General features: G+C 55.8%; 13 protein-coding genes. 10 read left to right on the top strand and 3 right to left on the bottom strand.

The annotated features are described in order from the left end of the window. Positions 1 to 22: 22 nt before the first annotated feature. The 8 genes from dapA (at position 23) to CKROP_RS05520 (ending at position 11,136) form a co-directional block, all read left to right on the top strand. The gene (gene dapA / locus CKROP_RS05555) at positions 23 to 928 is read left to right on the top strand and encodes a 4-hydroxy-tetrahydrodipicolinate synthase (protein WP_012731759.1); all 906 of its coding nucleotides are present in this window, start codon (positions 23 to 25) and stop codon (positions 926 to 928) included. Next, a complete protein-coding gene (locus CKROP_RS05550; RefSeq protein WP_012731758.1) occupies positions 928 to 3,087 on the top strand; it encodes a ribonuclease J in 2,160 nt (719 codons plus the stop codon). The genes dapA and CKROP_RS05550 overlap by 1 nt, the downstream gene beginning before the upstream one ends. A 661-nt stretch (positions 3,088 to 3,748) precedes the next feature. Beyond that, positions 3,749 to 6,868 carry an FtsK/SpoIIIE family DNA translocase gene (locus tag CKROP_RS05545; RefSeq protein ID WP_012731757.1) on the top strand — a complete coding sequence of 1,040 codons (3,120 nt, stop codon included), beginning with the start codon at positions 3,749 to 3,751 and terminating at the stop codon, positions 6,866 to 6,868. A 345-nt stretch (positions 6,869 to 7,213) separates the two neighbouring features. After that, on the top strand, positions 7,214 to 8,236 hold the full coding sequence (locus CKROP_RS05540; RefSeq protein WP_012731756.1) for a TerC/Alx family metal homeostasis membrane protein: 1,023 nt from the start codon (positions 7,214 to 7,216) through the stop codon (positions 8,234 to 8,236). Between the two features lie 84 nt (positions 8,237 to 8,320). Next, the gene (gene pgsA / locus CKROP_RS05535; RefSeq protein ID WP_012731755.1) at positions 8,321 to 8,998 is read left to right on the top strand and encodes a CDP-diacylglycerol--glycerol-3-phosphate 3-phosphatidyltransferase; all 678 of its coding nucleotides are present in this window, start codon (positions 8,321 to 8,323) and stop codon (positions 8,996 to 8,998) included. Between the two features lie 50 nt (positions 8,999 to 9,048). After that, on the top strand, positions 9,049 to 9,657 hold the full coding sequence (locus CKROP_RS05530; protein WP_338078388.1) for a CinA family protein: 609 nt from the start codon (positions 9,049 to 9,051) through the stop codon (positions 9,655 to 9,657). 51 nt (positions 9,658 to 9,708) lie between these two features. After that, positions 9,709 to 10,119, top strand: a complete 411-nt coding sequence (locus CKROP_RS05525; protein WP_081429484.1) for a helix-turn-helix domain-containing protein — start codon at positions 9,709 to 9,711, stop codon at positions 10,117 to 10,119. A 102-nt stretch (positions 10,120 to 10,221) separates the two neighbouring features. Further along, positions 10,222 to 11,136 (top strand): PspA/IM30 family protein, encoded by a 915-nt coding sequence (locus tag CKROP_RS05520; RefSeq protein WP_041628836.1) that lies wholly within the window; start codon positions 10,222 to 10,224, stop codon positions 11,134 to 11,136. A gap of 61 nt (positions 11,137 to 11,197) precedes the next feature. Here the strand turns inward: CKROP_RS05520 and CKROP_RS05515 are convergent, their stop codons facing one another. From CKROP_RS05515 to CKROP_RS05505, 3 genes are read right to left on the bottom strand one after another with little or no spacing between them, the layout of a single operon-like run. Then, positions 11,198 to 11,905, bottom strand: coding sequence for an energy-coupling factor transporter transmembrane component T family protein (locus CKROP_RS05515; RefSeq protein ID WP_012731751.1), 708 nt, complete (start codon positions 11,903 to 11,905; stop codon positions 11,198 to 11,200). A 5-nt stretch (positions 11,906 to 11,910) separates the two neighbouring features. Further along, positions 11,911 to 12,639, bottom strand: a complete 729-nt coding sequence (locus tag CKROP_RS05510) for an energy-coupling factor ABC transporter ATP-binding protein (RefSeq protein ID WP_012731750.1) — start codon at positions 12,637 to 12,639, stop codon at positions 11,911 to 11,913. Then, positions 12,639 to 13,136, bottom strand: coding sequence for a biotin transporter BioY (locus CKROP_RS05505; RefSeq protein ID WP_237698471.1), 498 nt, complete (start codon positions 13,134 to 13,136; stop codon positions 12,639 to 12,641). The genes CKROP_RS05510 and CKROP_RS05505 overlap by 1 nt, the downstream gene beginning before the upstream one ends. 481 nt (positions 13,137 to 13,617) lie before the next feature. Here CKROP_RS05505 and recA point away from each other — a divergent pair, with 481 nt between their 5' ends. Continuing rightward, positions 13,618 to 14,757, top strand: a complete 1,140-nt coding sequence (gene recA, locus CKROP_RS05500; RefSeq protein WP_012731748.1) for a recombinase RecA — start codon at positions 13,618 to 13,620, stop codon at positions 14,755 to 14,757. A gap of 23 nt (positions 14,758 to 14,780) precedes the next feature. After that, the gene (locus tag CKROP_RS05495; protein ID WP_012731747.1) at positions 14,781 to 15,404 is read left to right on the top strand and encodes a regulatory protein RecX; all 624 of its coding nucleotides are present in this window, start codon (positions 14,781 to 14,783) and stop codon (positions 15,402 to 15,404) included. Positions 15,405 to 15,430 lie beyond the last annotated feature (26 nt).

Genomic DNA, 15,430 nt, shown 5'->3' with positions numbered 1-15,430 from the left:
CCCGCGGGTACTCTTGACCGATATGAGCACTGGTATTGCAACACGGGCCGGCGCCGAAACTTTCGGAACTATTGCCGTAGCAATGGTGACGCCCTTCGATAGCGACGGTCACGTCGATATATCCGCAGGGGTGTCGTTGGCTAAGCACCTCATTGATCAAGGGTGTGATTCCCTGGTTCTCGCTGGGACTACAGGCGAGTCCCCGACGACGACCGTCGAAGAGAAGTTGCGGTTGCTCAAGGCTGTTAAACAAGAGGTGGGAGATTCCGCCCGTATTATCGCGGGGTCGGGAACAAACAATACGGCGACGAGTATCGAGTTATCCCGCGCATCAGCAGAGGCTGCCGCGGATGGACTCCTCGTTGTGACTCCGTACTATTCGAAGCCAAGTCAAGAGGGCATTTATCAGCACTTTACGGCTGTTGCCGACGCTGTGAACGTGCCCGTCATGATTTATGACATCCCATCGCGTAGTGTTATTCCGGTTGCGAAGGAGACGCTGGCTCGCTTGTCCGAGCACCCGCGTATTGCAGCTGTTAAGGATGCGAAAGGGAATCTCGCAGAGGCCTTAGAGCTTATGCAGTCCACTGAATTGGCCTGGTATTCCGGAGACGATCCCATCAACCTTCCATGGTTGTCGGTTGGTGCAACGGGCCTTATCTCTGTCGTCGGACACATTGCTGCTCCTGTGCTGAGGAGAATGTACGACGCGTATGATTCCGGAGATCTCCCTGAAGCTCAGCGTTTATCAGCATCGTTGTCCCCGCTCTATCATGCGCAAGCACGACTCGGCGGGGTAAGTTTTGCCAAAGCAGCTCTGCACTTGCAGGGCATTAATGTAGGAGAACCTCGTTTGCCTCAAATTTCCCCCAGTCCGTCACAGCTCGACGAACTTGCTGATGATATGCGAAAGGCTGGTGTTCTGTAGTGCCAGATAACCGCACTCGCGGTCGGCGATCGACGCGTAAGGCCGGGTCGCCTGATGTTGACGCAGCTCAGCGTCCAGAGTTTACAGAGCCGAAAGCCACTACACGTAGTCAGTCCTCACCAACGTCCGATGACAATCAAGGCCACGCCGACGGCAACAAAGGCAATGGACGTGATGGAAACCGAAATGGTTCATCGGGCCGATCGAATCGTGGTGGCAATAACAAGCACGGTGGCGGCAACGGTAATAAAGGTCGCAACAACCGTGGCAGCAACAATAAAAACGACAATGGTCGTTCAGAGCGCGGCGGTTCCCGGAACTCAAACAAGAACGGGAAAAACAATCGCCCCAATAAACGAGGCCGTGACCGCAACAGAGGACACAACAAGAACCGCTCTGTCGTGAAATCCATGCAGGGAGCTGACCTCACTCAGCGCATGCCTGAGCCCCCCAAGGCACCAAAAGACGGTCTGCGCATCGTCGCTTTGGGTGGTATTTCCGAAATCGGCCGCAACATGACCGTTTTCGAGTACCACAACCGGCTTCTCATCATTGACTGTGGCGTTCTTTTCCCAAGTTCCGACGAACCCGGCGTCGATCTGATTCTTCCTGATTTTTCCTACTTGGAAGACAAGATGGATCGTGTCGAGGCGCTGGTCGTTACCCACGGCCACGAGGACCACATTGGTGCGATCCCGTGGTTGCTGAAATTGCGGTCTGATATTCCTATCGTGGCCTCGCGCTTTACGTGTGCTTTGATTGCGGCGAAATGTCGTGAGCACCATCAGCACCCGAAGCTGATCGAAGTTAATGAGACCTCTCACGAGAAGTATGGTCCGTTTGACCTGCGCTTCTGGAATGTGAACCACTCCATCCCGGATTGTCTTGGTATTGCGCTGAAGACAGGCGCTGGGCTTCTGATTCACACGGGTGATATCAAGCTCGACCAGACTCCGACGGGTGGCCGCCCCACCGATTTGCCGGCATTGTCCCGGTTCGGTGATGAGGGTGTTGACATCATGCTGGCGGATTCGACGAACTCCGCGACGCCTGGTTTCTCCGGGTCGGAGGCCGATGTGGCTCCGACGTTGAAACGTCTCGTTGCCGAAGCCAAGCAGCGTGTCATTATCGCGTCCTTCGCGTCGAACGTGTACCGAGTCCAAGCTGCAGTGGATGCAGCCGTTGCCGCGGGTAGGAAAGTTGCGTTCAATGGCCGGTCGATGATCCGCAATATGCAAATTGCGGAAGAGATGGGCTATTTGGACGTTCCACGAAACACCATTGTTTCTATGGACGACGCCGCGAAGATGGCTCCGCATAAGGTTCTGCTCGTGACGACGGGTACGCAGGGTGAGCCCATGGCTGCACTGTCCCGTATGGCACGACGTGAGCACCGCCAGATCACCGTCCGCGATGGTGACCTCATTGTTCTGTCGTCGTCACTGGTGCCGGGCAATGAAGAGGCCGTCTTCGGCGTGATCAACATGCTCTCGCAGATCGGCGCCCACGTGGTGACGAGTAAAGACGCTAAGGTCCACACCTCGGGTCACGGGTTCGCCGGTGAGCTGTTGTTCCTGTACAACGCAGCGCGTCCGAAGAACTTCATGCCTGTGCATGGTGAGTGGCGTCACCTGAGGGCCAACAAGCAACTGGCTATCTCGACGGGTGTTCGTGAAGATAACACCGTGCTGGCACAAAATGGCGTCGTTGTTGACCTCGTGGATAAACACGCCGACGTTGTTGGACAGATCCCTGTCGGAAACCTCTACGTCGATGGTGTCACCATGGGCGACGTGAACGCTGAGGTTCTGGAAGACCGCGCCCAGATGGGCGAGGGCGGCGTCATCTCTGTCACCGTCGTGATCGATAACCGGACGGGCATGGCGTTGGAGAAGCCTCGCGTTGTGGCATCCGGCTTCTCGGACGAGTCGCGCGAGATGATGCATGAGGTTGAGGATCTCGTCGATAACACCCTGCTTGATTTGTCAGGCGAGGGAGAAAATGATCCTTACCGAATGGCTCAGCAGATCAAGCGTCGGATCACCAAGTTTGTGGGCGAGAAGTGGCGTCGGAAGCCATTTGTTGTCCCGACAGTTGTTCCCATGACATCCGACGAGCCGTTGGTGTCCGATGTGACAGGTACACGCGAATCGCTGTGATGTAGGCACTACCTCATAGCTTGGTGAGAGTCCTGGTCCCATGAAATTGGGGCCAGGACTTTTTCATTATGAGGTGTTTAATGAGCCGGTCCTGCAGCAGCCATCTAAACGCCCTGCGTAGGTTAATAATGTGAATGATGTGATCTGAGAGTCTAAAGTGGCATGCATGACTGCCCCTCGGAAAACCAGTACACGTAACCGGAAGACTCACCCTGCGAGTTCTACGCGTGCACGGTCCCGGAGGGGTGCGCCAGCATCGAGACCACGAGGGGGATCCCGGCCCGCTAACCGCGGCGAGGAGCTGATTCCTACCCAGGAATTCGAGCGCACAGGCAGCGCGTTTTCGGCCGTGGGCTCTGGCCTGGCCGGTTTTTTCAGTAGTACAGCGCGGGGTTTGGGAAGTCTGACACGCAAAGTCGCTTCCGTTCGAGGACCACAAGGTAGTGTCCGAGGGTCGAATGATGACGATCTCTTCGACGATAGTGCCGACGGTAACGATGCTTCGGGCGATCGCACCCCTGATAGTCATCATCAGAGCCTTGACCGGGAACCGCGACGGGGCAGTGGCCGGTTCCGTCGGACGTCTAGGACGTCGGAGCCCTCAGCCCGGCATACTGCCGATAGTGAAGAGAATGTTGACGATTATTCCGAAGGAGAAAACGTGTCGTCGGGGGGACATAGGCGTGGTGGCAGCAGTCGACGGCGCGCGTCCTCCGCACAGCGCGGCCTCATGGATGAGGGTGTGGACCAGGATCGTGATGCCTACGCCGACGATGCCGGAGTGGTGATTGGCGGCGGGTACGACACCCCCGCCTTGATCGTCGCCGCCCTCGGGCTCATCACCGCCGGATCACTGTGGTTCGGGATTGGCGGTCCAGTGGGTGGCGCCCTGTCTACCGGCCTCATGATGGTCGTCGGCGCAGCTGCATACCTGGTTCCGGTTGCTCTGTTTTTCGTCGCCTGGGTACTGATGGTGGGAGTAACCGTCCGCCAAGTGAATCATTATCGGTCCGGGGGAGCACTGGCACTGCTGTTGATTGCGATGCTGGGACTCGCCCACCTTTTCGCGGGCCAACCGGCGACATGGGCAGGGCGGAGCCACGCAGGCGGTGCCATAGGTCTGTTCTCCGGAACGCCGTTGGCAACCGGGTTTTCGGTGTGGCTTGCTGTGCCGATTTTGCTCCTTATTATCGTCTGGTCGGCGATCACACTTGCTGGAACGACCATTAAAGATACGGTTTATGCCGTGTCCGACTGGATGGGCTTCCGATGGGGCAGGGGAGCATACGACGACGCTTCGTACGATTCCTATGGCCCCGACGAGTATGGCGAATCCGGTTATGACATCGACGCCGAGTATGACGGTGCCGCCTATGACGATGGCGCTGGAGCCGACCCTCGGTATGCCCGCTCTGACCGCGACCTGACTCCTTACGATTCTGGGCGCAGACATTACCCGGCACGCAACGTGCCTTCCGATCCTCGGGTACACAGAGATGGGCAGCCCCTCATCGTCGGGGAGGGGGCGCAGAAGTCCTCTTCCCACGCGATTATCGACGACGGCTCCGGGTTTGACGATGACGAGCTGCCCTCGGGCGCTCAGCAGTACGGTTCGTATGGCAATACGCCGATGGACAACTATCCCTTGGACGAAGATGCTGCGCCCACACGAGTGTTCTCATCGGGGTCGCGGGGTAGTGATTGTGGCCGCTCTTCACGCAATACTTCGGGGAGAAGGCCTGCGCCGACACTGGACGATCAGCCCACCGACGTTGACATCGCCGGTTTCCATGGCGGAATGCCGACGTCCGTAGACGCGGCACATCAGCGAGATGCTGTGCAGCAACGTAACGTCAACGACACGCGAGCCGACGCCTCTCTCACCGAGGATGATGATGTTCCCTCCGCAGCGAATGAGGATTCGCCTCAATCGTCGGCAGTAAAAGTTAATGCTGCGGGTGAAGGTGCACCTGAGCTGGTGGACGATGGCGACGGTGAACACGGCGAGAGCAGTACGGACGCGGTCAGTGCCAGTCGTGAGGCCATGCGTCGGGCAATTGTTGCGCGCTCGGGTATTGATGCGGCAAGTAAAGCACCGGGGAAGAAGCGATCGCAGCGTGCCTCGGCGGCGGCGAAGTCGGCTTCGGGGAGCCAAGACCGCAGTACTGCTGCATCGTCATCGGAGGCGGGGCATCACTATGAGCTGCCTAGTGCCGATTTGCTCATCCCGGGCAAAGCAGCGAAGACTCGGACCGAAGCCAATGACCGGATGATTGCTGCGATCTCGGAGACCTTCTCGGAGTTTAAGGTCAATGCGAAGGTCACCGGTTACTCGCGTGGGCCGACAGTGACGCGGTATGAGGTTGAGCTCGGGCCAGGCGTCAAGGTGTCCAAGATTACGAACCTGCAGTCCAACTTGGCTTATGCAGCAGCGACGGACAACGTGCGTCTTCTCACCCCGATCCCCGGCAAGTCCGCGGTGGGGATTGAGGTGCCGAACGCCGATCGTGAAATGGTTCGGCTCTCTGATGTTCTGCACGCTCCGGAGGTTATGCAGAACACTGATCCGATGCTCATCGGGTTGGGTAAAGACATCGAAGGCGATTTCGTTGCCCACTCGATCGCGAAGATGCCTCACTTGCTGGTGGCTGGTGCTACCGGTTCAGGTAAGTCTGCGTTCGTGAACTCCATGCTGGTCTCCTTGCTAACACGCGCGACACCGGAGGACGTCCGTCTGATCCTGGTGGATCCGAAGATGGTGGAACTCACGCCATATGAGGGAGTACCGCACCTCATCACTCCAATTATCACTCAGCCCAAGAAGGCTGCGAGCGCGTTGCAGTGGTTGGTCGATGAAATGGAACAGCGCTATATGGATATGAAGTCCGCCGGTGTCCGGCACATTAAGGACTTCAACCGCAAGGTGGAGACGGGTGAGTACACAGCTCCTCTCGGCTCTGAGCGGGAAGTCAAGCCTTACCCCTTTATCGTCTGCGTGGTCGACGAGCTCGCCGATCTGATGATGACGGCTCCGAAAGAGATTGAGGACTCGATTGTCCGGATCACCCAGAAAGCTCGTGCCGCGGGTATCCACCTAGTATTGGCGACGCAGCGCCCGTCGGTCGACGTTGTCACCGGGTTGATTAAGACGAACGTTCCCTCGCGCTTGGCCTTCGCGACCTCGTCGCTGACGGACTCGCGAGTCATCCTTGACCAAGGTGGGGCTGAGAAGCTCATCGGCATGGGCGATGGCCTCTTTATCCCTCAAGGCGCGGGCAAGCCGATGCGTATCCAGGGTGCGTTTGTCACTGACACTGAGGTGCAGGCCGTCGTCGATGCGGCGAAAGCCCAGCGTGAGCCGGAATACGATCCCAAGGTGGTCGAACAGGCTGAATCCTCGAAAAAGAAGATTGACGAAGATATCGGTGATGACCTCGAGGACCTGTTGCAAGCCGTCGAGATCGTTGTGACCAGCCAGTATGGCTCGACATCGATGTTGCAGCGCAAGCTTCGCGTGGGATTTGCTCGGGCTGGTCGCTTGATGGATTTGATGGAGTCGCGCGGAATTGTTGGCCCGTCAGAAGGGTCGAAAGCGCGTGAGGTGTTGGTGAAACCGGAGGAGCTGGACACCATTTTGTGGATGATTAAGGGTGCTGATCCTGCTGAGGCGCCGAAAGAAGACCCGAGTGACAACGGGGAAGCCGACGCTGCACCAGGTGGGTCGGCGTCGGCCTCAACGACAAAGGTAGTTAGCGCCAACCCGTCGAGCGGCATCGTCTGATTGGGTAATCCCTTTTTCTGGCTGTGCGGTGTTGTCTTGGCTGGTCACGCACCATGATCGTGGTTTTTACACATGCTTCATGTACCCTCTAGTAGCTGGAGGGGAGTATCCCCGTCGCGTTGGTGTCGTCAACACGGTGCCTGTGTTCGTGTGGAGTACGTGAGTAGGTGACGAGCACAGCAGCACCCGGTATCAACGGCTAGGCCGATCATGATCAGCCGAGGACACACGGCTTTCTGTGTAAGGCAGAAGGTGGTGCGTCCGCGTGGTTGTCAATGGTTGATGGTGTGGTGAGCCTAGTGGGAAAGACCTCCGGTCCTTGGTAATGACGACCGGAGGTATTTAATGCATGTAGATGGGTTAACGTGGGCGATCACAATCGTCGTCCTCGTTGGAATTTTGTTGGTCGATTTCGTTGGGCACGTCCGGCGGGACCACACGCCCAGCATGAAAGAAGCTGGCTTGTGGTTGGGCATGTACGTCGGTCTGGCCACGATATTTGGGATTTTCTTGTGGGTGTCCTGGCCGGCCCCGGGGGACCCACACAAGCACGGGCTTGAGTTTTTCTCTGGCTACTTCACCGAGCTGAGCTTGAGCATCGATAATCTCTTCATCTTCGCCTTGATCATCAGCTCGTTTAAAGTCCCGCGAGAGTTGCAACAAAAAGTCCTGGCCTACGGCATCGCGCTGGCGATCGTTTTTCGCGGTATCTTCATCGCTTTGGGTGCTGCGGCGATTAACGCGTGGTCGGATATCTTCTATTTATTTGGTATCTTCATGCTGTACACGGCCATCAAACTGGTGGTCGACGAAGTCCGCGACGCTCCAGAAACCGATGTTGATGACATGTTCGTGGTTCGGACGCTCCGACGCTTTGTCCCGGTGTCATCCGAGTTCGTTGGCCACAAAATGGTGGCAAAAGTGGACGGCAAGCGCATGGTCACACCGATGCTGCTGGCGCTGGTGACCCTCGGTGCTATCGACCTTCTCTTTGCCCTGGACTCCATTCCCGCGATCTATGGCTTGACCCAGGAACCCTACATCGTGTTCACGACCAACGTCTTTGCACTCATGGGGCTTCGTCAGATGTACTTCTTGCTCGACGGCCTCTTGGAGCGTCTGGTCTATCTTCCCTATGGACTGGGTGTCATCCTCGGCTTCATCGGTGTGAAACTCCTGTTCCACGCCCTGGAAGAGAACAATCTGCTCTTTATCAATGGCGGTGAGGATGTCCACGTTCCAGAAATCTCGACAGTTTTGTCATTGGGTGTCATCGTCGTTACGCTGACCGTGACCGTGGTAGCGAGCGTTATTAAGGATCGCCGGGATCGTGAGGCCGGAGGTATCTCCGTCCGTAATCGCATGTGAGGTCCGTCGAATAATACGGGTGGCTGCTAACCAATTTTGGTGATAAAACGGTTTCATCGTTGTAGTAAGCGGTAAGGTTTAAGTGTGAACGCGTCAGACGACAAGGCTCATGGGCCGACGGTTTCGGAAGCTGCGAGTGAAAACCACGAGGTGAGTGACTATACGCAGCCAGCTCCACGTCACACGCAAGAAAGCGCAAAGCTGCTGAACATTGCCAACGTTCTCACGGTCATCCGCATCGTCTTTATTCCCGTTTTCGTGTGGCTTCTTCTCCGGAACGGGGGGGAATCTGCTGGGTCGCGTTGGCTGGCCTTGCTCATGTTTATCGCGCTCATGGTCACCGACTTTGTCGACGGACGACTTGCTAGGTCGCGCAACCTCATCACCGACTTTGGAAAGATTGCGGATCCCATTGCCGACAAGGCTCTCATGATCTCTGCACTGGTGGGGCTAAATATCATCGGCCATCTGTGGTGGTGGGTGACCTGTCTGATCGTGATCCGAGAAATTGGTATCACCCTGTGGCGAATGGCGATGCTGCACCGCGGGCTCGTGGTTCCTGCTTCTAAGGGCGGAAAGCTGAAGACAGCGCTACAGTCGCTAGCTGTCAGTTTGTTCCTCATGCCTCTGCCGGGATGGACCGACTGGCTCACAGGTATCGTCATGGCCGCTGCCGTCATTGTCACCGTGGTGACCGGTATTCAATATTTGCTCGATTCGCGGCAATCACGAGCAGCATCATCTGCAACGACGTCGGCGTAGTCGCGCGATGTTCATAGTCATCCACTAGTGGATGGAAAGAAGTGGTCCAGGTGCCAAATTCTGCGCCTCATAGCGCTATTGAGTTCGCTCGTCCTACCGATGACGAGCTGTCTGAGGCCGCCCGACGCGTCGTCCACGGTTTTTCGTCGGCGGGAGTAAGTATTGCGTGTGCAGAATCGTTAACCGCAGGTTTGTTGAGTGCGACGGTGGCTACTGTGCCCGGCGCTTCAGCCGTCTTACGTGGTGGCGTCGTCGTGTACGCGACGGAACTTAAAGCGAGCCTTGGCGGGGTTCCCCGTGACGTCCTCGACGCCGATGGGGCAGTGGCACCAACCACCGCGCGGTACTTAGCCGCTCATGTCCGCGAGGCATGCGGGGCCACGCTTGGTGTCGCCCTGACTGGCGTCGCTGGGCCAGAGCCTCAAGAGGGCAAGCCGGTAGGACAAGTATTCATTGGCATCGCTGATGGCACGAAAGCCACGGCACAGCTTGCTGGTAATGTGCTTTTTCGCCACAATTATGCAGATAAACAAGCTACGTCGGATATCCTTATCGGTGGAGATCGCGAGACGATTCGACGCTTGTCTGTATCCGCGGCGCTATCTTCGTGCAGCGATTGGTTAGCGGAATTCGTTGTCGACGGAAAACAGCGTCGATAGAAAATAGCAATGATGGGAACAAAAGTGGGCAAAGATTCGTTACACACAGTGATGAGAACTCAGACCACCGTTCTAGATAACCCTGCTCTTTTTCCGCACCATCAATCACAGGGCAATAGCCCCGTACTCAACCACGACCGTGAGACCTCGCTTGACGGCACTATCGGTTCGTCGGCAGGAACACCTGAACCTCTCCTGCGTGAGACGCTGGGTGAGGCGCTCCGAGCTTTCCGTGTTCGTGCGTCGATGACGCTCAGAGAGCTATCGGATGTTGCGTCGGTGAGCCCCGGTTACCTGTCAGAGATCGAACGTGGCCGTAAAGAAGTGTCGTCTGAACTCTTAGCCTCTGTCTGTCATGCTCTTGGAGTCCGCGTTTCAGATGTTCTTCTGGAGTGCATTAGCATTATGGCCCTGGAGGCGGAAGCAGTTGATTTCAGGCACGAGCTCGACGCCACCGTGTAGTAGTCACCCACGTGCTCTGTGCCATCCTTGTTGTTCATCCACGTTGTTATTGTCAGCATCGGTTGCTGAGCAGCTCTGTGTAGAAAGGTCCCGGTTTTCACGATGGCGAACCCGTTTTCAAAAGGGTGGAAGTACTTGATGGCTCTCTTCGACAACAAGATCGAAGAGAAGGCTGATCCGAAAGTACAAATTGAGCAGTCCATTCAGGCTGCGAAGGAACAACATCAGGAACTGTCGAAACAGGCCGCAGCTGTCATTGGCAACCAGCGTCAACTGGAAATGAAACTTAACCGACAGCTGGCAGAGGTGGAAAAGCTGCAGGGCAATACCCGTCAGGCTCTGTCATTAGCGGATAAAGCCCGGAGTGAAGGTAATTCATCGAAGGCCGTCGAATACGAAAACGCAGCGGAGGCTTTTGCCGCGCAATTAGTGACGACAGAGCAGTCGGTAGAAGATCTCAAACAGCTCCATGACCAGGCTTTACAGCAAGCCCAACAGGCGAAAGCCGCGGTTGAACGCAATGCGATGGCCTTGAAGCAAAAGACTGAGGAGCGCACAAAGCTCTTGAGCCAGCTAGAGCAGGCCAAGATGCAGGAGAAGGTTGCCGATTCGATCTCCTCGATGAACAAGCTCACCGCCAACGATGACTCGCCGAACCTGGGCCAGGTGCGGGACAAGATCGAGAAGCGTTATTCGAATGCTTTGGGACGGGCTGAACTGGCGGAGAATTCAGTTGAAAACCGCATGGTAGAGGTGCAGCAGGCCAGCGTGCAGATGGCAGGGCACTCGCGCTTGGAAGAAATTCGTTCGTCGATGAACGGTGGTGGGCGCTCTGGGGCTAACGCTGACCGCAGCATTGCCGGTTCCTCCCAGCGGTCACTGGAGCAGTCGCCCCAAAACGGTAGCGATATTGATAATTCCGTTCATGGTGAATTTACTCGCTCTTCTCAGGGCGGCGACGATGTCTCGCAGGATGCAGTGGCTGAGAAGCTACGGCAGTTGCGCGAAGGAAACTAGCCTGCCATAGCTAGGTTGATAGGCGCGGTAGTGAGGGGTCGCTACCGCGCTTTGTTAGTGCCTACTCCTGAGAGTCATACTCGGGCGCCGTCGGATCCCAGTCATCAAATCCGCGGCTTTCTAGGGCTTCTCCCATTGCTTCGGCACGTCGAATCGAATGGATAATGACGGGCAAAGCGAAGGCACGTAGTCCTCGTGAGGATCGAGCGCGGCGAGCTTCAATGACCATGCGGATGTTTTCCATTTGAAGGGGGATTAGGCGGATAGTGATGGCAACGGCCACGCTGATTGCGTTCACAGGGACGTGAAAACGCGCAAGGGGGCGGAGAGCGCGGTCAAGCGACTCGATCATGTCGCCGATGCGCGTTGTCAGAGTCAAAATTAATGCCAGAGCTACGCTGACCAACAATGATGTGGCCAGTGACAGAGCCGACCAGCATCCCGCGCTCCAAGCCTGAAATACGGTGATAAACGCAAGGACAGGGATCACGGGCAATAGCTGCGATGCTGCGACGCTGAGCGGTATGCGGGCGAGGGTAAAAACACCGACGGTCACGAGGATTTCAATCCCGAGAATCGCTAGGCCGAGTGTGGTGACGTGGCCCCCTATCGTCCGTGACAGGACTGTGATAACCACCACCATCACCATGATGAACACAATCTTCGTGGTGGATTTAAGCCGGTGGACGACGGTATTTTTATCAACATAGTGGCCGAGAGGCATAATCAACCACTGTCGGGGAGTACGAGAATTACTCTTGTTCCTCATTTTTGTCAGGCTTGGTCCCTAGCGCGCATTGATTCCTCGTATGTTCGACACACATCATTCGCGGGCCCATCCGCCCGGATACGCCCACCGTCGATCCAGAGTGCCCGGTCGTAGTCGGACACAAAATCTAAGTCGTGGGTAGCGACAATTAACTGTTGGGGGAGGCTATCGAACAAGCGTCCAAGTTTGAGCCTGTTGGATAGATCAAGAAGCGTTGTTGGTTCGTCGGCAATAATTGTCATTGGTTGCCCAATGAGCACCGCGGCCAGTGCCAGCATTTGCTTTTCGCCACCGGATAAACGATACGGCGATGCCTGTGCACGTTTATCTAACCCAAACCGGCTCAGTATCGCCATGACACGAGCGTTCTTCTCACGACGAGAAAGGCGATGGCCATCTACGCGAATGTTGCGTAGAGAAAACTCGATATCTTCGTACACCGTCGGCATCAGTATTTGATTTTCAGCGTCGGAGAAAACAAACCCCACCTTTTTTCTGACATCGCGGCCGTCGGTCTGGGGATTGAGACCATTAACGGTGACTGTTCCGCGGTCCGGCGTTCCCAACCCGTTAATCATGCGTACGAAGGTGGATTTTCCGGATCCATTTGCTCCAATAATGGCTATTCGTCGTTCCGAAAGCTTAACGGAAATGTCATTGAGAATTGTGCGTTCATCAAAAGCCACTGTGGCATTGTCGAACTGAATAATGGGTGGGGTGACGGATGAATTCATTAGCGAGGTTCGGGTAGTAAACGAGGGAAAGCAGCCGCGACTCCTGAAGCAATGAGACCGACAACAATCATCTTCACTAGGTCGGGGCCAATAAAGGCGAGTTGGCTTGTCAATGCTGCCTTCAGGCTAAAGCCTTTGATGACAACCATCCATATGGCGCCGAAAAAGTATTGGACGAAAATTCCGAGCACGCTGACAATGACGAAGAGAACCGTCTGGAGTGGCCGACGACGCGGAGTTATTTCTGCGATCGCCCCACATACCCATGCCGAAATCAGGTAACCAATAACATATCCGCCGCTAACGCCAGCGAAAGCCGACAGCGCAGATCGTCCACCTGCAAGTACTGGCAGACCGATAAGGCCGAGAATAAGCACAAGTCCGATGGCAGCTGTTCCGCGGCGTCGTCCGAGAATCATTCCGGCCATAATCGCGATTGCGTTCTGCATGACAATAGGAACGCCGGCCACTCCTATCGGGATAGAGACGAAGGCCATGGCAATGAAGAGTGCGGCAAAGGCTGCTACATATGCGACGTCCCGGCTCGACCATGAAGATCGGCGTGATGATTGCTGGTGGGGAGCATAGGTGGAGGTAGAACCAGCGTTATGTGTTTTATCACCCATAGCTGACATCGTAATAAAAAGTATGGCTAACACTAGTATTGCTTAAGGAATGAACGTTGATAGTGGCTCACGGCTGAGAGTTAGGCGCTGGGTGGCGGCGTTTTGAATCGAACATACGTTTGCGTATGATGAAGAGTGGTGTTGCCGTGTCCGACGCCAGAATATTCTCTATCTTGGAACCAGAACCGGAGTAACATCGTCTATTCCGTGTGATGAGGGCAGTCGTGCTGGTTTGAGAACGTATTGTGCTGTGACCGGGCGAGTGGCTGTCATCAGGTACATGTTGTGTTGTTAGGTCAGGTTGCTAGATACCAGCAGTAGTGCTCTGACTTCGATGAAGGATTGGTGGACAATGGCAGGTAAAACTGCAACGAAAAAGAAAACAAATCAGAGTAGTGGCGACGGACGCCTGAAAGCCCTCGACACGGCTTTAGCGAAGATCGAGAAGGATTTTGGTAAAGGCGCGGTCATGCGTTTGGGGGATGATAAGCGTCCTCCGATTAGCTCGATCTCATCAGGCAACATTGCGATTAACGTTGCGTTAGGGATTGGCGGATTCCCCCGCGGCCGAGTTGTAGAAATTTACGGTCCAGAATCGTCAGGTAAGACCACGGTCGCTCTTCACGCGATTGCTGAAGCTCAAAAAGACGGTGGCATTGCTGCTTTTATCGACGCTGAGCACGCCTTGGACCCTGAATATGCCCGCAAGCTCGGGGTCGATACCGACGCGCTGCTTGTTGCGCAGCCGGACACAGGTGAGCAGGCTTTGGAGATTGCCGACATGCTCATCCGGTCGGGTGCTTTAGCCATCATCGTCATCGACTCGGTGGCTGCACTAACCCCGAAGGCAGAAATTGATGGCGAGATGGGCGATAGCCATGTGGGACTTCAGGCTCGTTTGATGAGCCAGGCTCTTCGAAAGATGACAGGTGCGCTGTCTCAGTCGGGCACAACCGCCATTTTCATCAACCAGCTGCGAGAAAAGATCGGTGTGATGTTTGGGTCGCCCGAAACCACCACCGGTGGTAAAGCGCTCAAGTTCTACGCTTCCGTTCGCTGCGATATTCGCCGTATTCAGGCACTGAAAGACGGCCAAGACGTCATTGGCAACCGGACACGACTAAAAGTTGTCAAGAACAAGGTGTCGCCGCCGTTCAAGGTTTCTGAGTTCGACATCCTTTATGGCGAAGGAATTTCGCGGGAGGGCTCGATCATCGACCTGGGCGTGGACTACGGCATTATCAAGAAATCAGGCTCCTGGTACACCTATGAAGGCGAACAGCTCGGCCAGGGTAAAGAGAAGGTCCGCGATTATCTCAAGAATAATAGTGACCTCGCCGGGACTATCGAAGATAAAATCATGAGGGCCGCCAAGGTCGGGCCGTACGCGAATGTCACTGATGATGATGCGGCGGAATCAGAGAGCAATAGCTCTGATGACGATCCGATCGATGTTGTCCCCAATGTGGACTTCGATGACGACGACGAATAAATGTGAAAGGGCTAAATTAGGCGATGCCTAAGTCCCGTGACAGTGATAACTCTGCTGAGTCCACCGCTGACATTATCGGGCATCTCAGTGAAGCCATCTCTCGCGTGGACACCAGCAGATCTATTGCGCAAGAAGAAAACACTGTACGACCTGTTAGATCGCGAGCATTGCGCCTGTTGGATCACCGGGCAAGATCAGAACAGGAACTGAGGGATCGCCTCCTCGATGCCGAGTTTCCCCAGGCTAGCGTGGACACAGTCATTGCCGACCTTGTCGAAAGCGGACTGATTGATGACCGCCGATTTGCCGAAGAATGGGTGAGGCAACGTAGAACGCGTCGGGGAAAATCTCGCCGTGTCCTGCGCGAAGAACTCCGAAGAAAAGGGGTCTCCTCCGCTGACTGCGATCATGCACTAGCCGAGGTCAGTGACGACGATGAACAGGAATTAGCTCGTCGCGTTGCCGAAGACCGTGCACAGCGGATTCGGACGGCTCCCGCCGACCGGAAAGAAAAATATGCCCATCTCCGACGGATTGCCGCAGCGTTGGCACGGCGAGGCTTTCCGGCGGGAATGTCACAGCGGATCGCTCATGACGTCGTGGAGGAGAGAATCACCGAACTGAGCAGCGATCCCGACGGGGAATAACACCTCCGGGAACCCTCACACCGCCG

Origin of the sequence: Corynebacterium kroppenstedtii DSM 44385 (assembly GCF_000023145.1) — a bacterium.
Taxonomy (GTDB): domain Bacteria; phylum Actinomycetota; class Actinomycetes; order Mycobacteriales; family Mycobacteriaceae; genus Corynebacterium; species Corynebacterium kroppenstedtii.
The sequence above is the reverse complement of the archived record's forward strand: the minus strand, read 5'-3'. Positions and strand labels throughout refer to the sequence as shown.